This window comes from Sphingomonas natans (assembly GCF_030546695.1).
Classification (GTDB): domain Bacteria; phylum Pseudomonadota; class Alphaproteobacteria; order Sphingomonadales; family Sphingomonadaceae; genus Sphingomonas_I; species Sphingomonas_I natans.
This window is the reverse complement of sequence record NZ_JAUOTP010000007.1, coordinates 64,991-82,441: the sequence shown is the minus strand read 5'-3', so window position 1 is coordinate 82,441 and position 17,451 is coordinate 64,991. Positions and strand designations below refer to the sequence as shown.

At 66.0% G+C, this 17,451-nt stretch carries 20 protein-coding genes; 11 read left to right on the top strand and 9 right to left on the bottom strand.

The window, feature by feature from the left end:
- Positions 1–63: 63 nt before the first annotated feature.
- Together Q4F19_RS15060 and Q4F19_RS15055 are read left to right on the top strand one after the other, a co-directional pair.
- The gene (locus tag Q4F19_RS15060) at positions 64–792 is read left to right on the top strand and encodes a PEPxxWA-CTERM sorting domain-containing protein (protein WP_303544016.1); all 729 of its coding nucleotides are present in this window, start codon (positions 64–66) and stop codon (positions 790–792) included.
- A 192-nt stretch (positions 793–984) separates the two neighbouring features.
- Positions 985–1,767 (top strand): PEPxxWA-CTERM sorting domain-containing protein, encoded by a 783-nt coding sequence (locus tag Q4F19_RS15055; protein WP_303544013.1) that lies wholly within the window; start codon positions 985–987, stop codon positions 1,765–1,767.
- Between the two features lie 157 nt (positions 1,768–1,924).
- Here Q4F19_RS15055 and acnA read toward each other — a convergent pair whose 3' ends face one another.
- Positions 1,925–4,609, bottom strand: a complete 2,685-nt coding sequence (gene acnA, locus Q4F19_RS15050) for an aconitate hydratase AcnA (RefSeq protein WP_303544011.1) — start codon at positions 4,607–4,609, stop codon at positions 1,925–1,927.
- Positions 4,610–4,858: 249 nt separating this feature from the next.
- On the opposite strand from acnA, the gene Q4F19_RS15045 reads away from it, so the two are divergent.
- Both Q4F19_RS15045 and Q4F19_RS15040 read left to right on the top strand, forming a co-directional pair.
- Positions 4,859–5,245: a VOC family protein gene (locus Q4F19_RS15045; RefSeq protein WP_303544009.1), complete on the top strand. Its 387-nt coding sequence runs from the start codon at positions 4,859–4,861 to the stop codon at positions 5,243–5,245.
- A complete protein-coding gene (locus tag Q4F19_RS15040) occupies positions 5,169–5,663 on the top strand; it encodes a GFA family protein (protein WP_303544006.1) in 495 nt (164 codons plus the stop codon). Before Q4F19_RS15045 ends, Q4F19_RS15040 begins: the two co-directional genes overlap by 77 nt.
- A gap of 294 nt (positions 5,664–5,957) precedes the next feature.
- Here the strand turns inward: Q4F19_RS15040 and Q4F19_RS15035 are convergent, their stop codons facing one another.
- On the bottom strand, positions 5,958–6,368 hold the full coding sequence (locus Q4F19_RS15035) for a GNAT family N-acetyltransferase (protein WP_303544004.1): 411 nt from the start codon (positions 6,366–6,368) through the stop codon (positions 5,958–5,960).
- Positions 6,369–6,746: 378 nt separating this feature from the next.
- On the opposite strand from Q4F19_RS15035, the gene Q4F19_RS15030 reads away from it, so the two are divergent.
- Both Q4F19_RS15030 and Q4F19_RS15025 read left to right on the top strand, forming a co-directional pair.
- Positions 6,747–7,745, top strand: coding sequence for an acyltransferase family protein (locus tag Q4F19_RS15030; protein ID WP_303544411.1), 999 nt, complete (start codon positions 6,747–6,749; stop codon positions 7,743–7,745).
- 253 nt (positions 7,746–7,998) lie between these two features.
- The gene (locus Q4F19_RS15025) at positions 7,999–8,484 is read left to right on the top strand and encodes a hypothetical protein (protein ID WP_303544002.1); all 486 of its coding nucleotides are present in this window, start codon (positions 7,999–8,001) and stop codon (positions 8,482–8,484) included.
- Between the two features lie 31 nt (positions 8,485–8,515).
- On the opposite strand, the gene Q4F19_RS15020 is transcribed toward Q4F19_RS15025, so the two are convergent.
- On the bottom strand, positions 8,516–8,971 hold the full coding sequence (locus Q4F19_RS15020) for a GNAT family N-acetyltransferase (protein ID WP_303544000.1): 456 nt from the start codon (positions 8,969–8,971) through the stop codon (positions 8,516–8,518).
- Positions 8,972–9,083: 112 nt separating this feature from the next.
- On the opposite strand from Q4F19_RS15020, the gene Q4F19_RS15015 reads away from it, so the two are divergent.
- Complete coding sequence (locus Q4F19_RS15015; protein ID WP_303543997.1) at positions 9,084–10,166, top strand: hypothetical protein; 1,083 nt, start codon at positions 9,084–9,086, stop codon at positions 10,164–10,166.
- A gap of 8 nt (positions 10,167–10,174) precedes the next feature.
- On the opposite strand, the gene Q4F19_RS15010 is transcribed toward Q4F19_RS15015, so the two are convergent.
- A complete protein-coding gene (locus Q4F19_RS15010) occupies positions 10,175–10,525 on the bottom strand; it encodes a low affinity iron permease family protein (protein WP_303543994.1) in 351 nt (116 codons plus the stop codon).
- Between the two features lie 81 nt (positions 10,526–10,606).
- The gene (locus Q4F19_RS15005) at positions 10,607–11,017 is read right to left on the bottom strand and encodes an EF-hand domain-containing protein (protein WP_303543991.1); all 411 of its coding nucleotides are present in this window, start codon (positions 11,015–11,017) and stop codon (positions 10,607–10,609) included.
- A 137-nt stretch (positions 11,018–11,154) separates the two neighbouring features.
- Between Q4F19_RS15005 and Q4F19_RS15000 the strand changes: the two genes are divergently transcribed.
- Positions 11,155–11,778 carry a hypothetical protein gene (locus Q4F19_RS15000; protein WP_303543988.1) on the top strand — a complete coding sequence of 208 codons (624 nt, stop codon included), beginning with the start codon at positions 11,155–11,157 and terminating at the stop codon, positions 11,776–11,778.
- 12 nt (positions 11,779–11,790) lie between these two features.
- Here Q4F19_RS15000 and Q4F19_RS14995 read toward each other — a convergent pair whose 3' ends face one another.
- Positions 11,791–13,515 (bottom strand): GAF domain-containing hybrid sensor histidine kinase/response regulator, encoded by a 1,725-nt coding sequence (locus tag Q4F19_RS14995; protein ID WP_303543985.1) that lies wholly within the window; start codon positions 13,513–13,515, stop codon positions 11,791–11,793.
- Between the two features lie 149 nt (positions 13,516–13,664).
- Positions 13,665–13,913 (bottom strand): DUF6894 family protein, encoded by a 249-nt coding sequence (locus Q4F19_RS14990; protein ID WP_303543983.1) that lies wholly within the window; start codon positions 13,911–13,913, stop codon positions 13,665–13,667.
- Positions 13,914–14,138: 225 nt separating this feature from the next.
- On the opposite strand from Q4F19_RS14990, the gene Q4F19_RS14985 reads away from it, so the two are divergent.
- Together Q4F19_RS14985 and Q4F19_RS14980 are read left to right on the top strand one after the other, a co-directional pair.
- Positions 14,139–14,678, top strand: a complete 540-nt coding sequence (locus Q4F19_RS14985) for a peroxiredoxin (RefSeq protein WP_303543980.1) — start codon at positions 14,139–14,141, stop codon at positions 14,676–14,678.
- 5 nt (positions 14,679–14,683) lie between these two features.
- Complete coding sequence (locus Q4F19_RS14980) at positions 14,684–15,112, top strand: cupin domain-containing protein (protein ID WP_303543977.1); 429 nt, start codon at positions 14,684–14,686, stop codon at positions 15,110–15,112.
- A 20-nt stretch (positions 15,113–15,132) separates the two neighbouring features.
- Here Q4F19_RS14980 and Q4F19_RS14975 read toward each other — a convergent pair whose 3' ends face one another.
- Both Q4F19_RS14975 and Q4F19_RS14970 read right to left on the bottom strand, forming a co-directional pair.
- A complete protein-coding gene (locus tag Q4F19_RS14975; RefSeq protein WP_303543974.1) occupies positions 15,133–15,567 on the bottom strand; it encodes a hypothetical protein in 435 nt (144 codons plus the stop codon).
- 120 nt (positions 15,568–15,687) lie between these two features.
- Positions 15,688–15,927 carry a hypothetical protein gene (locus Q4F19_RS14970; RefSeq protein WP_303543971.1) on the bottom strand — a complete coding sequence of 80 codons (240 nt, stop codon included), beginning with the start codon at positions 15,925–15,927 and terminating at the stop codon, positions 15,688–15,690.
- Positions 15,928–16,012: 85 nt separating this feature from the next.
- On the opposite strand from Q4F19_RS14970, the gene Q4F19_RS14965 reads away from it, so the two are divergent.
- Complete coding sequence (locus Q4F19_RS14965) at positions 16,013–17,410, top strand: leucyl aminopeptidase family protein (protein ID WP_303543969.1); 1,398 nt, start codon at positions 16,013–16,015, stop codon at positions 17,408–17,410.
- Positions 17,411–17,451 lie beyond the last annotated feature (41 nt).

Sequence of the window (17,451 nt, the reverse complement as noted above, 5' to 3'; positions counted from 1 at the left end):
ACCTACTGTTAACGCCCCGCTGCATCGCGGGTGTTCTCCGCGGTTTCAGTTGCGGAGCGTAGCATGGGATTTTCGGCGGTTAGCAGGTTTGGCGTCATCGCCTCCGGTCTCCTCGGCGCGCTGACGCTGGCGAGCGGCGCGAATGCGGCGGTGACGATCAGCAGCATCGCGCTCGACACGCCGGGCGGCGTCAGCGGCACGATCACCTATACGCCGACCACCCCCGATTATGTCGTGAACGCCGGCATCGGCCGCCTGAAGCTGACGACCGACACGGGCGATACCCTGCTCAGCTACTGCATCGACATCTTCCATTCGCTGACCGCGGCCAGCTTCACGCCGGCCACGATCACGAGCACGTCGCTCTCGTCGACCAAGATCGCGCGGCTGAGCGCCTTGCTGAGCAATGGCGAGGCGCTCGTCACCGACGCCAACCATTCGGCCGCCGAGCAGCTCGCCATCTGGGAGATCGTCAACGAGGGCAGCGGCACCTACAATCTCACCGCCGGCGACCTGAAGGTCTCGAACATCAGCAGCAGCGCCGTGTCGCTCGCCAATACCTATCTGTCGAACATCACGAGCGAGACATGGACGGCCGATCCGACGCTGTCGCTCGCCGTGCTGCAGGCCCCCAACAACCAGACCCAACTCGTCTGGGGCACGAGCGCGAACAAGGTGCTCGGCGCAGTTCCCGAGCCCGCGACCTGGGCGATGATGATCGGCGGTTTCGGCGCGATCGGCGCGACCTTGCGCCGTCGCGGAACCGCGAATGGGCTGGTCTCGGTCCGCTAGTGCAGGCGGCCGCGTCCTTTGCTGCGGCCGCACAATTGTAAATTTCAATCAACACCGATCGTTAACCACATTTTCTTTTGCATCGCAGCAGGAGGGGTGTTTACGGGGTGTTAGTGGATCCGCGGAAGCGCGATCGACGCGAGGTTCCGGCGACGACCACCGGGATAGTGCTATGACAAGGGTGAAGAAGAGATGACGTTTCGTATCAAGGGTCTGGCGATCGCCGCGACCGCCACTGCCGTCGCCATGGCGACCCCTGCTTCGGCAACGTCCTTCACGTTCAACACCACGGGCAACAACACGACCGTGACGTCCAAGCTGTTCAGCTCGACCGTATCGGGCACGACCCTCAACATGCGCGTCAGCGCCTGGCAGGCGGTCGATCGCTCGAACAGCACCGATATCGACGATATCCAGTCCGCCACCCTCGGACTGTGGGACGGCGGCCTCGGCGTGACCGGTTATCTCAGCGGCAGCTCCGGCTCCAGCGAGAGCACGGCGACCAACCAGCATCAGATCGACAATGTCGGCAACGTCGATTTCATCATGCTGCAGTTCGACCAGGCCGTGTCGCTTTCGAGCATCTCGCGCAACGTCTACGGGCTGAATGGCTCGACCGACAGCGACGCGGCTTACTGGGCGGACACGACCGGCGCGCTCACCGTCCCTTGGGGCAGCGTGGCTCCGCTCGCCAGCTACGACATTTCCGAGAAGCTCTGGACCGAAATTCCCGCCTCGCCCGGCAACGGCGTGCTGACCGGCACGGTGCCGACCGCCTCGGTCTGGCTGGTCGGCGCGAGCTTCCTCGCGACCCGTAACGACGGCTTCAAGATCTCGTCGCTGACGGTCAATTATACCCCGTCGGCAGTCCCCGAGACGTCGACCTGGGCGATGATGGTCGTCGGCTTCGGCGCGCTCGGCGCCGCGATGCGCAAGCGCCGGGCTCCGGGCGAGACGAAGGTCACTTTCGGCTGATCCTCGGCCTCATCCGATAGAAAAGGGCGATCCTGCGGGGTCGCCCTTTTTTTGTCCGCTCTCCGGCTCGGCACCGGCAACAAAAAAAAGGCGACCTCACGGGGCCGCCCTTTCTTCGTCTTAGATCGATCCGCCGATTGGCGGCGGATCGGCCGGATCAGGCGGCGAGCTTGCGCAGCACGTAGGGCAGGATGCCGCCGTTCAGGAAATAATCGAGCTCGTTGACCGTATCGATCCGGCAGCGCGCCTCGAACGTCTCGCTCGCGCCATCCTCCCGGGTCAACGTCACCGTGACCGTCTGGCGCGGACGAAGCCCTGCGACATTCTCGATCGAGACGCGCTCGCTGCCGTCCAGCTTCAGCGTCTTGCGGTCCACGCCCTCGGGGAACTGGAGCGGCAGCACGCCCATGCCGACGAGGTTCGAGCGGTGGATGCGCTCGAAGCTCTCGGCGATCACGGCGCGGACGCCGAGCAGCGTCGTGCCCTTCGCCGCCCAGTCGCGCGACGAACCCGTGCCATATTCCTTGCCCGCGAAGATCACGAGCGGGGTCGCCTCTTCCTTGTAGAGCATCGCCGCATCGTAGATCGCGAGCGTCTCGCCGGTCGGGATATACTTCGTCATGCCGCCTTCGACGCCGGGGACCATCTCGTTCTTGATGCGGATGTTGGCGAAGGTGCCGCGCATCATGACCTGGTGGTTGCCGCGGCGCGCGCCGTAGCTGTTGAAGTCGCCCTTCGAGACCTGATGCTCGTTGAGGTAGCGGCCCGCGGGGCTATCGACCTTGATCGAGCCGGCGGGGCTGATGTGATCGGTGGTGATCGAGTCGCCGAGGATCGCGAGGAGCCGCGCGTCGCGGATGTCCTGCACCGGCGCCGGCGTCATCGACATGCCTTCGAAATAAGGCGGGTTCTGCACGTAGGTCGATCCCGGGTTCCACGTATAGGTGTCGGAGCCCTCGATCGTGATGCCGCGCCACTTGCGATCGCCCTCGAACACATTGGCGTAGCGCGTGCGGTACATGTCGCTGTCGATGACCGAATTGATCATGTCGGCGATCTCGTGGTTGGTCGGCCAGACGTCCTTCAGCATCACCGGCTTGCCCTCGGGCGTGTGGCCGAGCGGGGTGGTCGTGATGTCGTCGCGGACCGTGCCCTTGATCGCGTAGGCGACGACGAGCGGCGGCGAGGCGAGGAAGTTGGCGCGCACGTCGGGCGAGACGCGGCCTTCGAAATTGCGGTTGCCCGACAGCACCGAGGCGGCGACCAAATCATGATCGTTGATCGCCTTGCTGATCGGCGCGGGCAGCGGCCCCGAATTGCCGATGCAGGTCATGCAGCCATAGCCGGTCAGGTTGAAGCCCATCGCATCGAGGTCTTCGCTCAGGCGCGCCTTGTTGAGATAATCGGTGACGACCTGCGAACCCGGCGAGAGCGAGGTCTTGACCCAGGGCTTGGGGCTCAGGCCGAGCGCACGCGCCTTGCGGGCGACGAGCCCGGCGGCGACGAGCACCGACGGGTTCGACGTGTTCGTGCAGCTCGTGATCGCGGCGATGACGACATCGCCATGGCCGACATCGAACGCGCCGCCGTCGACCGTGTGGCGCTGATCGCTGTCGCCGGTCTTCTTGTAGCCCATGACGAGCTCGTTGTTGAAATTCTCGTCGACGTTCGAGAGCAGAACCTTGTCCTGCGGGCGCTTGGGGCCGGCGAGGCTGGGCTGGACGGTCGACATGTCGAGCGCGAGCGTATCGGTGAAGACCGGATCGGCGGCGGTCGCATCGCGCCAGAAGCCCTGGACCTTGGCATAGGCCTCGACCAGTTCGATCTGCCAATCTTCGCGGCCGGTGAGGCGCAGATAGTTGATCGTCGCCTGATCGACGGGGAAGAAGCCGCAGGTCGCGCCATATTCGGGCGCCATGTTGGCGATCGTCGCGCGATCGGCGAGGTTCAGCGAATCGAGGCCCGGGCCATAGAATTCGACGAAGCGGCCGACGACGCCCTTGGCACGCAGCATCTGCGTGACGGTGAGCACGAGATCGGTGGCGGTGATGCCCTCGGACAGATTGCCGGTCAGCTTGAAGCCGACGACCTCGGGGATGAGCATCGAGACGGGCTGGCCGAGCATCGCGGCCTCGGCCTCGATCCCGCCGACGCCCCATCCGAGTACGCCGAGACCGTTGACCATCGTCGTGTGGCTGTCGGTGCCGACGCACGTATCAGGATAAGCGACCAGCCCGCCGTCGACGCCCTTCGACGTCCACACGGTCTGCGCCAGATTCTCGAGATTGACCTGGTGGCAGATGCCGGTGCCGGGGGGGACGACCTTGAAATTGTCGAGCGCCTTCGAGCCCCAGCGCAGGAATTCATAGCGCTCCATGTTGCGCGCATATTCGATCTCGACATTGTCCTCGAACGCCTTGGCGCTACCGAACTCGTCGACCATGACCGAGTGATCGATGACGAGATGGACGGGGACGAGCGGATTGATCTTCTGCGCATCGCCGCCGAGCGCACCCATCGCATCGCGCATCGCCGCCAGATCGACGACGCAGGGCACGCCCGTGAAATCCTGCATCAGGACGCGCGCCGGGCGATACTGGATCTCGCGCTCGGAGGTGCGATCCGTCAGCCACTGGACCATCGCCTTCAGATCATCGACCGTGACGGTCGTGCCGTCCTCGAAGCGGAGCAGATTCTCGAGCAGGACCTTCATCGAGAAAGGCAGACGCGAAATGTCGCCGAGGCTCTCCGCGGCCTTCGCCAGCGAATAATAGGAAACGGTCTTGCCGCTGACATCGAGGGTGGAGCGGGTGTTGAGCGTGTCCTGGCCGACGGCGGTCATGGGGCGGGGCTTCCTTTGCGATGCGGCGTTGCGATTTGGCGGCGCCTTAGCAAGGGGGTGCCACGGGGGAAAGGGCAAGGCTGGTTGCGGAGCGCATGATTGGGACGGCCGGATCGTTGCCCGACAGGGTGTCGCCTCCGCCCGGCGAAGCGGGACGGTCCGCTAGCCCGTCCATGTCGGTCCCGAGGCAGCTTGTCGTGACGCTCCGTCAGCGGCCATAGGGCGATCGCCGAGGACGGGAGCTGTTGTATGCTGTCACACACCACTTTGGGGGTCTCCGACGTGCAAGCGGCGCGACGCCTGTACGACCCGTTGATGGCGCGGCTCGGATTGGAGCTGAAGTTCGCCGACACGATATGGGCCGGTTGGAAGCACCCTCGGGCCGAACGGCCCTTGTTCATCATCACGCGCCCGTTCGATGGCGGAGCAGCGGCGGTAGGCAACGGCCATATGATCGCGCTTCTGGCAGCGTCGCGCGCGCTGGTGGACGAATGCCATGCGCTGGCGCTCGATCACGGCGGCACCGATGAGGGCCGACCGGGCCTGCGACCGGACTATCATGCCGATTATTATGGCGCCTATTTTCGGGATCTGGATGGCAACAAGCTGTGCGTCTGCTGCCATGCCGGCGAGTGAGACCATGAACCGGCATTCCGGTTCCTGCCATTGTGGCGGCATTCGCTTCAGCGTCCAATACGATCCGGTCGAACTGACGACCTGCGACTGCTCGCTTTGCGTGAAGCGCAACGCGCTGATGGCGAAGGTGCCGGAGGCTGCTCTGTCGGTCCACGAGGGCCACGATCTGCTCGCGACATACGAGTGGAACAGCCGAACGGCGAAGCATCATTTCTGTCGCCGGTGCGGAATCTATCTGTTTCATCGGAAGCGCGCCGCCCCCGATCATTTCGGCGTCAATGTCTTCTGTCTGGATGGGTTCGACGCGGCATCGCTGCCCGTGCGGGCGACGGACGGCATCGGTATGAGCCTCGTCTGCGATGCTCCGCTCGACGAATGGCAAGGGCCTCGCCTCACACGGACCCGTAACGGAAGCTGATCCATGGCGGGTGCCCAAAAAAAGCCTGGATGTTCTCTACTTGCGCCCTTCGGCGGCCAGCGGTGGCGCCAGAAGCCGGGTCCGCGGACGCCGGTTGGAGAGGATGCGAACAGCGAGCGAGCCTTCCGGCCGTGCCGTCGAGCGCGGCGATCCCGGACGCTGCGGTTCAGTGATCGAGCCACCCGGCCGCATAGTGCACCTCCCCCGCCACGCCATCGAGCGCGTGCGGAGCCAGCGGCAGGATCATGCAGTTTTCGTCCGGCGCATCGAACGGCAGCGTGATCGAATAGAGGCTCAGCGGTTCGTAGCCGAATTGCGGTAATAAGACGGTATGCCGACCAGCACGATGCTGCCAAAGCCGAGATCGATCGCCTGCCGGTGCGCCGCTTCCACGAGCCGCTTGCCGACACCGCGCGATTGATATTCGGCGACCACCGATAGGGGCGCGAGCGCCAGCGTCGCCACGGACGGGCCGGCACCGACGATGGAGGCCCTGGTCAGCAGGACATGACCGACCGCTTCCCCCGCGATCTCGGCCAGAAGCGACAGCGCGGGGATATAGGCGTCCGTCCCGCGGAGCCGTTCGATCATCAACTGCTCGCGGTGGTCGCTATAAGCGATATCGGCATAAGCGCGAAGGACGATGCCCGAAATGGTCGCGCCATCATCGGCGCGCTCCGCCCGGATTGTCACGTCTGCGTGCATGCGGGGCTCCTTAGGCCTGCACCCCGATCTTGGCGATGAGCATCCGCCCTTTTCAGCCGTCAGCAGGTCGGACGAATTGCTCCTCCGCGGCGGGCATTTGCGGCCCGTCATCGCCCTTAGCGACTGGCTATGCTCCCATAAACTGGGGGGGAACATGCATAGATCGCCGATCAACTTGACACTTCGCGCACTTATCGCACAGACTTTCACTTATCGCACAGACTTTGCGGTGAACAGGGAGTGCGAATTGGACCCTTCGACCTTTCCGTTTGCCGGTCGGCGCGTGCCGTAGTGGTACTGCCCGCAAACGGCTCGAAATGGTCATCCGATCGTCTGGTTTTGCTCGATGGCCTGCGCGGGATCGCCGCGATCAGCGTTATGGGCTTTCACCTTCTTTTTGCGCGCGGCCAAACCTGGTTTGAGATGGCGCACGGTCGGCTGGCGGTCGATTTTTTCTTCCTGCTCAGCGGCTTCGTGATCTGCCGCGCTTATGAGGCGAAGCTGCTCAAAGGGATGAGCCGAGGCCGTTTCGCTATTATCCGCGCCATCCGGCTGGGTCCGATGTTGTGGTTGGGCCTGTCGCTTTCCGTGCTGGTGATGCTCGCTCGGTCGTTCGGCCATGGAGCAGGCATCGTCAGCGGATCGCTGATCCCGTCATTGGGATTCGCCTTACTCAACCTGCCCGACCTATCGAGCCCGCCCGCGCGATACTTCGCCATCCTGCCGCCGCGCTGGTCCCTGTTCTACGAGATGGCAATCAACATGATCTACGCTGGCGTCCTGCGTTGGCTGACCACCGCGGTGTTGATAATTATCATGGTAGGCTCGGTCGTTGGCTTGGCGATGCTCGATCCCCGCTGGTCGCTTCACGATCCCGGCGTGCTGGTTTCGTGCGGTCGTCTCTCCCTGTCGTTCGCCGCGGGCGTCTTGATCGGCCGGCTCTACGTCGCGAACCGGCTCGTGCGGATACGACTGCCGGTCGGTGTGATCGTGGCGGCGCTCGTTCTGATGCTGGCGGCGCCAATCGGCTCCGCTATCGAGGATGTTTTTTCCATCGTGTCCGTCTGCGTGGCGATGCCGCTTATATTGATCGCCAGCTGCTTCACGCGGCTGACATGGCGATCGGCGAAGATCGCTAATTGGCTAGGCGAGATTTCCTATCCGCTCTATCTGCTGCATCTTCCGCTCTACATCCTGATCTTGCCGGCGTTCCTGCGCTTGGGCCTGCCGCGCGAGGCGGCGCCGTGGCTCGCCATGCCGATCATTGCGCTTGTCAGCGGTCTGGCCGGAACGTTGATCGACGTGCCCATTCGAGAGCGGCTGTCGAAGCTGCTTCTCCACCGGCAACCGCGCCATGGTCTCCAATCGGCGCCCTAAAGACGCGACAACGCAAGGCCGCGCGACCGCTATGTGCGCACTGTCTGCATCGTCTCGACCGGCCCTGCAGTGACGGTGCGGCTACGGCGGGGATAGCCGCTACCCGGACAATGCGAAGTTTCCGTTTCGGAGCGGAAGAGCACCGATATTCCGCTTTTCATGCTGATCCATGTTAAGTATATGTAAGACGTCGTGGTAAATGCTTGAGCCTCCATCCGAAAATGACGGCGCGTCTCCGTCGCGTGCGCCCCGGATGAACCCCGAAGTGCCCTTCGGTGAGGTCGTGCGGCTGGTGACGATCCTCGGCTCGATCGCAGGCCGCTTCCGGGCCGGTTTTGGCGAGATCGTCGATCATGTCGAAGGGGCGCTGGAGGCATGGTATACGCCGGCGGAAGATACGCGCTCCGATCTGCGCGCCGCCGCGCGCGCCTTGCTGCGCGCGCGCTCGCAGCGGGCCAAGCTGCTCGGGACCGACCTGTTCCGCGATCCGGCGTGGGACATGGTGCTCGATCTCTACGGCAATACCGAGCAGGGCGGCGCGATGATGATATCGTCACTGTGCCATTCGGCGCGCGTGCCGCCGACGACCGCCCTGCGCTACGTGTACAAGCTGGTCGAGGCGGGGGCGCTGCTGTGCGAGGATCATCCGTCCGACCAGCGCCGGACGATGGTGCGTCTTGCGCCGCACATGCCGGAGCGGATGGAAGAGCTCCTGTCGATGCTGAAGACGGGCGGCTGATCCGCAAACGTCGGGCGGATGGCAGGCGGGGCTACAGGCTCATCTTGAAGCCGACATGCGTGGCCTCGAAGCCGAGCCGACGCCAGAAGCGGTGCGCCGCCTCGCGCGAGGCATCCGAGGTCAACTGGACCGAGACGCAGCCCGCCGACCGGCATTGATCGGCGGCCCAGCGGACGAACGCCTCGCCATGACCATTGCCGCGCCGATCGGCGGCGATGCGGACGCCCTCGATCTGCCCGCGCCAGCTGCCGCGGCGAGAGATTGCGGGGATGAGCAGGAGTTGCAGCGTGCCGACGACGCGGCCCTCCTCCTCCGCCACGATCAGCCGCTGATGGGGCGCACTCGCGATCGCGGCGAAGGCGGTGCCATAGCTCGCAGCGAGCGGGAGGCTCGGATCCTCGCGCAACGCCCCGAGCGGATCGTCCGCCAGCAAGGCGACGATCGCCGGCAGATCGGCCTCGGTGGCGTCGCGATAGTGCAGGCCCATCGGCCGAACCTAAGCGCGCGGCGGCGTGGCAACAAGCGGCGCGGCGCACCTCCGAGCGGCAACCAATTCGATACGTTTGGGGCTTAAAACCGCCAATGGACGGGAGATCGTCATGGGCATGATGCGGCGGATCGTGACGGTAGCGGCGCTGGTGATCGACGCGCTCGCGGGCTCGGCCTGCTCGGCGCAGGCGCGCCCCGAGAGTCATGGCGAGCATTGGCATTGGGGCGATACGCCCGATGCGGAGGCGCGCCGCGCGGCGATGGACGCGGTGCACCAGGCGGTGACGGCACGCGACTTCGCCGCGCTGGATGCGCTGGAGCTCGCCTATCGCGGCCCCGCCGGCACGACCATCTCCGGAAGTTCGCTGCTCGAATTCTACTATGAGGTGCTCGGCTACGAGCTGCGCCGGTCACTGGAGACGGCGCCGTGCGAGGCCGATGGCGCCGCCTTCCTCGATGCGTGGAGCAAGCGCGCGCCCCGATCGCCCGCGCCGATAATCGCCAAGGCGGCGCTGCTCGAACAGCGCGGCTGGTGCCATCGTGGGCCGGGACATGCGGACAGCGTCAAAGCGGAGGCGTGGCGCCCATATCATGATAATGTCGCCGCGGCACTGGCGCTTCTGGAGAAAAGCGAGGCGATCGCGGCGGTGGACCCGCATTATTATGTCGGGCTGATCGAGCTCTACATCGCTGTGGGCGCGCCGCGCGAGGCGTTTATGGCTCTGCTCGACGCGGCGACGGCGCGCTTCCCTTATCATTACGAAATCTACTTCGCAGCGTACCGCTACAATCAGCCGCAATGGTATGGCAGCCTCGCCGAGATCGATGCGCTGGCGCAGTACATGATCGACAAGACGCGCGCGAGCGACGGCACGAGCGCTTATGCGCGCTTCTACTGGAACGTCCTCTATTGCCGCTGCACCTCCGATCTGCAGGCCGTAGACGGCGCGATCATGATACCGGCAATGGCGGAGTGGGCGAAACGCTATCCGGTCGACTGGACCTATATCCATCTCGCGCAGCTGAGCTGCTGGGCGCAGGACGTCGATGCTGCGCGCACATATCTTTCGATGCTGACGATCAACCAGACGGGAGCATGGACCGCCAAGGAATGGAACAGATGCCGCGCGGTGATCGGCCCGAGCCCCGAGCCTTTCCCCTCGCCCCCGGGCGGGACGGGAGATAGTCGCTAGCGCGGCGATCAGGAGTGCGAGGGCGTCGGCGCGGGGCGGTCCTCGCGGAGGCGCTCGATCTCGTCGTCTGGGGCGTGTTCGCTGCCGGCGAGTTCGTCGCGCGCGCCCTTCATCGCCAGCAGCAGCTCATCGATCTTGAGGTGGAGCGCATTTTCGCGGCGGCGCTGCTGATTGAGCACCATCTGCGTCAGGATGAAGCCGCCGATCGTCATCGTCGAGGCGAGCGCGGCTTCGGATCCGCCAACGACCAGCCATGTGACCGAGGCGATCAGCACGCCGAGCTGGACGACCGCATGCCCCGCTATGTCGGCGATCGCGGCCGAGAGCGATCCGATCCAGTGATAGAGGCGGCGCAGCATTGGAGAGGAACGCGGCAAACCGGGTCCGAGACTCCCGTCCAACGCGCGCTTCCTTTTAACGGAAGCCGGCCGCCACGCCGATCACCGCGACGTGAACGCCATCATCGTCCGCGCGAGCTTGAGTTCGTCGAGACCGAGCGTGCCATCATGGTTGAGATCGAACTGGTCGAACATCTGAAGCGGGCGCTGCGCCGCCATGTCGAGCGTGACGCGGCCCGTCCCGTTCGGATCGGCATGCTCGAACCAATGGCTGCCGACATGCTGGAAGGGATTGTCAGACGCCGCGGCGGCGCGGCCCGCAGCGGTCGCGCGGAAGCGGCCATATTCGTCGAGCGTGACGACCCCATCATGATTGGCGTCGATCGCCGCAAACTGGCGCTTGGCGGCGGCGACAATCTCGTTTCGCTGAATCGGACGGTTGGGGATGGTCTGCGCCCCAGCGGCGCCGCTGGCTCCCAGGAGCAAGCATGCGAACAGATAAATGTGTTTCATCATTGTCCTCGCTGATGCGCCGGGGATAGCCCCGGCGCGATGGATCGCGGCTGAACGGGATGAAGGGGCTCGGTTCGCCGCAAATTTCTAAGCTTCGTGGGCGACGCGCCGTTGCTTCCCTCGAAGAAGGGATCGCGATGACCGTTAGCCTGATGTCCGCGACCAGCGCCGGCAACGCCACGGCCTGGCTGGCCCGGAAGCTCGATTCCGCGGGCCTCTCGGCGGCCAAGGCACAGACTGCGGCGAGCGATCTGGTCGATGCCGCGCGGGAAAGCCTTGCGGCCGATCCTGCTGAGAGCGACGGCGATTTCGCGGCGGCGCTGACAAAGCGGATCGACGAGGACGTCGCCAGCGGCACGCTGAGCCAGGACGATGCCGACACGATCAAGACATGGCTCGGCGAGCAGTCGGGCACGTCGGCCACGGACGGGACCGAAGAGGCAGCGGACGACACGGCGGTAGAGGCCGGCGCTGCGGGCCCGGCCGGCGGCGGCAAAGGCGGCGGCGGTGGCGGCGGGGCGTCCGAGAAGACCGAAGTCTCGCGGATCACGACGGTAAGCGGCCAGACCAAGACGACCGTCATCACCTATAGCGATGCGAGCACCGCGACCGAAACCGGGACGGCAAGCACTTCCGACGAACGGCGATATGGCAAGGAAGCGGTCGCGGGGGATGCTGCGCGGGCCGACGACGCGGCGAAGCTGGCGAAGGACTATCTCGCCCAGGCGCCACGCGGGATGCTGTTCAGCCGGAGCGCGTGATCCGAAGGGTGGCTACCCCGCCGCCGGCGTCATCATCTCAGCGACTTTGGCGGCGAGTGCGTCCATCGAGAAGGGCTTGGTGAGCAGCGCCATACCCGGCTGGAGATGGCCGTTGGCGAGCACCGCATTTTCGGCATAGCCGGTGATGAACAGCACTTTCAGCGCCGGCCGCAGCGCGCGCCCGGCATCGGCGACCTGGCGGCCGTTCAGCCCGTTCGGCAGGCCGACATCGGTGATCAGCAGCTCGATTCGCGCGCCCGATTGCAGCACCTTGAGCCCGGCCGCGCCATCCGCCGCGCCGATGACGGTGTAGCCCGCATCCTGCAGTTCCTCATCGATCACATGACGGATCGTGGCTTCGTCCTCGATGACGAGGATCGTCTCGCCGTGCGCCGGGCCGGCGGGCGGGACGACGATCTCCTCTTCCGGCCTGTCATCCGCGCCCAGATGGCGCGGCAGATAGAGGCAGACGGTCGTGCCCTGGCCGAGCTCGGAATAGAGGCGGACCTGCCCGCCGGACTGGCGCGCGAAGCCATAGACCATCGACAGGCCCAGGCCGGTGCCTTGCCCGATCGGCTTGGTCGTGAAGAAGGGCTCGAACGCATGTTCGATCGTGTCGGCGCTCATGCCGGTGCCCGTATCGGTCACGCACACCGACAGATATTGGCCGGGCGCGAGGCCGCGTTCGCGGCCGGTGCGATCGTCGATCCACTTGTTCGCGGTCTCGATCGTCAGCCGCCCACCATCGGGCATCGCATCGCGGCCGTTGATGCACAGGTTGAGCAGCGCGCTTTCAAGCTGGCCCGCGTCGATCGAGGCGGGCCACAGACCCGCCGCGCCGACGATCTCGATCCGGTTGGCGGGGCCGACGGTGCGGCGCAGCAGCTCCTCCATCCCGGCGATCAGGCGATTGATGTCGGTCGGCTTGGGATCGAGCGTCTGGCGGCGCGAGAAAGCGAGCAGCCGCTGGGTGAGCGAGGCAGCGCGCTCGCCCGCGCCGCGTGCGGCCAACAGGAAGCGGCCGAGATCGTCGATGCGGCCGGCGGCGACGCGCTTCTGGAGGAATTCGAGATTGCCGAGCAGGCCGGTGATCAGATTGTTGAAATCATGCGCAATGCCGCCGGTCAGCTGGCCGACCGCCTCCATCTTCTGCGACTGGCGCAGCTGGCTCTCGATCGCGTCGCGCGCCTGGATACTGTCCTCGAGCGCGGCATTAGCGGCGATAAGATCGGCGACCGCCTGGAGACGCTTGACCGCGTCCCAGGAGAATTCGGCGACGGTCTCGACCAGCGAAATCTGGTCCTGCGTCCAGATGCGCGCTTCGCCGGCGTGGACATAGAGCCCCGCTTCGAAGATCCCGCCCCGCGACAGCGGCACGCCGATCGAGGCGACGACGCCCATCTCGGGAAAGATCGTGCCCGCATAATCGGGATCTAGGCGGCTGTCCGCGAAGACGATCGTCCGCCCGTCGCGCACGGCGCGGTTCAGCACGTCCCCGAAGGCCGAGCCGGGGACGATGCCGTCCAGTGGCGCGATGCCCTCTGCCACCCAGCTCGCGCCCGTTGTGAAATCGAGCGCCGAATCGTCGCGCACGACGAAGAAGCCGACGCGCTGGACCACGAGCCGCTCGCCGAGCGCCTTCGCCGTGATCTCCATCACCTGCCGCATGTCAGATGCGGCGCGATGCCGGCGCGCCAGCTCGATCAGGAAATCGCGCTCGTCCGCATATCGCTGCATCTGGATTCCCTCGGTCGTCGCGCCTGGCCGTGATACCGCCCCACGCCCGTCCGGTCCCCATCAATGCGCGCCCTGCCGACTTGGATCCGGCGCCCCGGACAGCACGCGCGGGAAGGAGCGCCATCCGCTGCGGAAACGCGGCGGCACCGTCAGCCGCCGTCGCCACCCCCGGGCGCATTGATCGCGATCGAAACGATCGTGAAGAGGATCAGTCCCCGATCATCGGTGACCTCGACCTGGAAGGACTGGCCATCCCACAGCACGTCAGGCTCATTCTCCATGATCGCGCCTGCATATTTGATCGCGGCAACGCGCGCGGCCGCATGATTGGGCAAATCCAGCCCTTCATCGTCCGGATGTCGTTCCCCGTTTGCAGTCGAAAAGAAATAGCGCGGCACGACCGCTCCTGACCCCCATATTGCTTGGGCAATGTAGCCGCTGTTCGATCAGAATTGCAAATGTTCTTACGATGTTCTTGCCTTCGATCTACGCGGCTGTCGGAGCGCGGACGCGCCGCGAGTGCCCCACGCCAGCGTCCGGTGGTGTCGCGGGCCTCCCAAAGCCCGTATCGCTCGCTCCGCTGACCCGATATGATCACATATCCCCTGAGGAGAGTGATGTTCATGAAACGCCTGATCGCCGCTGCCGCTTCCGCCCTGCTCGTCGCCACGCCGGGCCTCGCCTCGCTCGCGGTGGGCACCAAGGCACCCGATTTCTCGACGCAGGTCAGCCTGGCGGGCAAGCCGATGCCGTTCAATCTGAAGGCAGCGCTGAAGAAGGGCCCGGTCGTGCTCTATTTCTATCCCGCCGCCTTCACCAAGGGCTGCACGATCGAGGCGCATGACTTCGCCGAGGCGACCGACGACTTCAACAAGATGGGCGCGACCGTGATCGGCATGTCCGCCGACGACATCACGACGCTCAACAAATTCTCGGTCGAGGAATGCCGCAACAAGTTCGCGGTCGGCGCCGCCGCGCCGGCGACGATCAAGGCCTATGACGTCGTCCTGCCGGTCAAGCCCGACAAGTCGAACCGCACCTCCTACGTGATCGCGCCCGACGGCACGGTGATCTTCGCCTTCTCGGCGCTGTCGCCGGTTGGCCATGTGACGGGGACGATGGACGCCGTGAAGGCGTGGCGCGCCAAGCACCCGAAGGCGTAAATCCCATGGGCGAGGCAGCGGCGCTGATCGACGCGCTGGGCCTCGCCCGCCATCCCGAGGGCGGGTGGTACAAGGAGACGTGGCGCGCCGACGCGGCCGAGGGCGAGCGCGCGTCCGCGACGGCGATCCTGTTCCTGCTGGAGGCGGGCGAGCGATCGCATTGGCATACAGTGGATAGTGCGGAACTGTGGTTCTGGCATCAAGGCGCTCCGCTGGCCTTGCTGCGCGCGGACGGCGACGGTGGCGCGATCGAGACGATCACGCTGGGGCCTGATGTCGCGGCGGGGCAGTCGCTCCAGGGCTTGATCCCGACCGGCTGGTGGCAGGCGGCCGAGGCGCGCGACGGCTGGGTGCTCGTATCGTGCGTGGTAAGCCCCGGCTTCGAATTCGCAGGTTTCACGCTCGCGCCGCCGGGCTGGGCGCCGGAGGCTTAGACGAGGCCCGCTTCGTCCTATCAGCGGCTCCCGGAGAGGCGCCACGGACGCGCATTTGCGACGAGCCAGATCGCCTGCCCGAACATCGCCGCCAACCAGATGTGATAGCCCGGCCCGAGCACCACTGGAAAATGGCCATCGGGGGTATGAACCTCCCGCCAATGGAGCGCCTGCGACGACGTCGCGACGAGGAGCACGCTGAAGGCGAGGCCGACCCAGCGCCAGAGTGTCCGTGAACCGAAACCGATCGGCACGGAGGCAAAGAAGACGAGGTTCGCGAACCATCCGAACTGGCCATTGCCGATACCCGCCCATCCGATCAGCAGGATCATCCAGCCCGGCTCCGGCGACGGATCCTTGCCCCAGCCCGCGGCGGGCGTGACGAGCGACACGAGCCAAAGCGCCAGCGGCACCGCGCCGATCCATCTTGCTTCGAGACGCCTGATGCTTCGCACGTGCAGCTCCGGTCCCGACGGGATTGTCAAAGCACCAGCGATAAGCCGGACCCGTTACGACTTTCTGAGCAGTCGCCGTATTCCGCCCATTGCCAGCTTCATGTCGGCTTATGGACGGGTTCAGCCGGGCGCGCGGGCGATGACCGCTTCGGCAGCGCGCAGGCGGGCCTTCCAGGTCTTCACGGACGGATGGCCCGCGGCGAGCTGCGCGAGGCGTCCTTGGATCTGGGCGACTTCCCGCCGGGCCGTGTCCAGCTCGGCCGGGGTCGGCGGGGGCTTGAGATTGGCGCGGGCGTGCGCGCCGGTGCGGCCGTTGCTCTTCATCGCATGGTCGTTCGCGCGGATGCGGGTTCGGGTCAATCCGGCATTGGCGGGCCTCGCCCTCCCGCTCCCGCGAAAGCGGGAGAGGGGTGCGCTCGCGGACGCGCGCGCTTACACTAAGGCAATGACCGATTTCGCACCGCTTTTCATCGCCGATCGCCAGCAACTCGCGACCATCCTCTATACGGTGACCAAGTCCGGCTTCGAGGCCTGGCTGAAGGACCTGCCGCAGCGTGCGCGCACCGCCGTCTCGGTCGCGCGGTTCAAAGGCGAGGTGGGAAGCGTCGTGATCCTGCCTGGCGACAAGATCGACGAGTGGAACGCGGCCGCCGGCGTGAGCGAGGACGGGAGCCCGTGGGATCTGGCAGCCGCCGCGCAGAAATTGCCCGAGGGCCTGTATCGGCTCGCGGCGGGGCGCCAGCCAAACGAGGCCGCGCTCGGATGGCTGCTCGCGCAGCACCGCTTCGATGCCTATCGCAGCAGCCCCAAGCCCGAGCCGATGCGGACCCTCCTGACCAGCGACGTCGCGGCGATCGACGAGACCGTGGCGCTGGCGGGCGCGGTGGCGCTGGTGCGCGAACTGGTCGACACGCCGAGCGCCGACATGGGGCCGGCCGAGCTGCAGGCGGCGGCCGAGGCGCTGGCCGCCGCGCATGACGGAACGTGCCGGGTCACGCGCGGCGAGGCCTTGCTCAAGGGCTTTCCGATGATCCACGCGGTGGGCCGCGCCGCCGCGCGCCACCGCGAGCCGCGGCTGATCGAGATCGAATGGGGCGAGCCTTCGCATCCGCGTATCGCCATCGTCGGCAAGGGCGTGTGCTTCGATTCGGGCGGGCTCGACATTAAGCCGGCGAGCGGCATGCTGCTGATGAAGAAGGATATGGGCGGGGCGGCGCACGCGCTGGCGCTCGCCCGGCTCGTGATGGAGATGCGGCTGCCGGTGCGGCTCCACATGCTCGTGCCGGCTGTCGAAAATGCGATTTCGGCCGACGCCTTCCGCCCCGGCGACGTGCTGAAGAGCCGACAGGGGCTGCATGTCGAGATCGGTAATACCGACGCCGAGGGGCGGCTGGTGCTGGCCGACGCGCTGACCTTGGCCTGCGAGGAGACGCCGCCTGCGCTGCTGATCGATTTCGCGACACTCACCGGCGCGGCGCGCGTCGCGCTCGGGCCGGACCTGCCCGCTCTGTTCGCCAACGACGATGCTCTGGCTGAGGACCTGCTTGCCGCCGGACGCACGGTGCAGGACCCGATGTGGCGGCTGCCGCTCTGGCCCGCTTACAACGACATGCTCAAGTCCGACCTCGCCGACATCAACAATGCGGGCTCGGGGGGATTTGCGGGTTCGATCACCGCGGCTCTGTTCCTCGAACGCTTCGTCGCGAAGGGCGTGGCGTGGGCGCATCTCGACACGTTTGCGTGGAGTCCGGCCGGCAAACCGGGCCGGCCCAAAGGTGGAGAGGCACTGGGGCTGCGCGCGGCCTGGGCGATGCTGAAGGAGCGGTTCGGCACGGTCCGCTGAACCCGTCCACCGGGAATGTCCCGGCCATGAAACGAATCCCG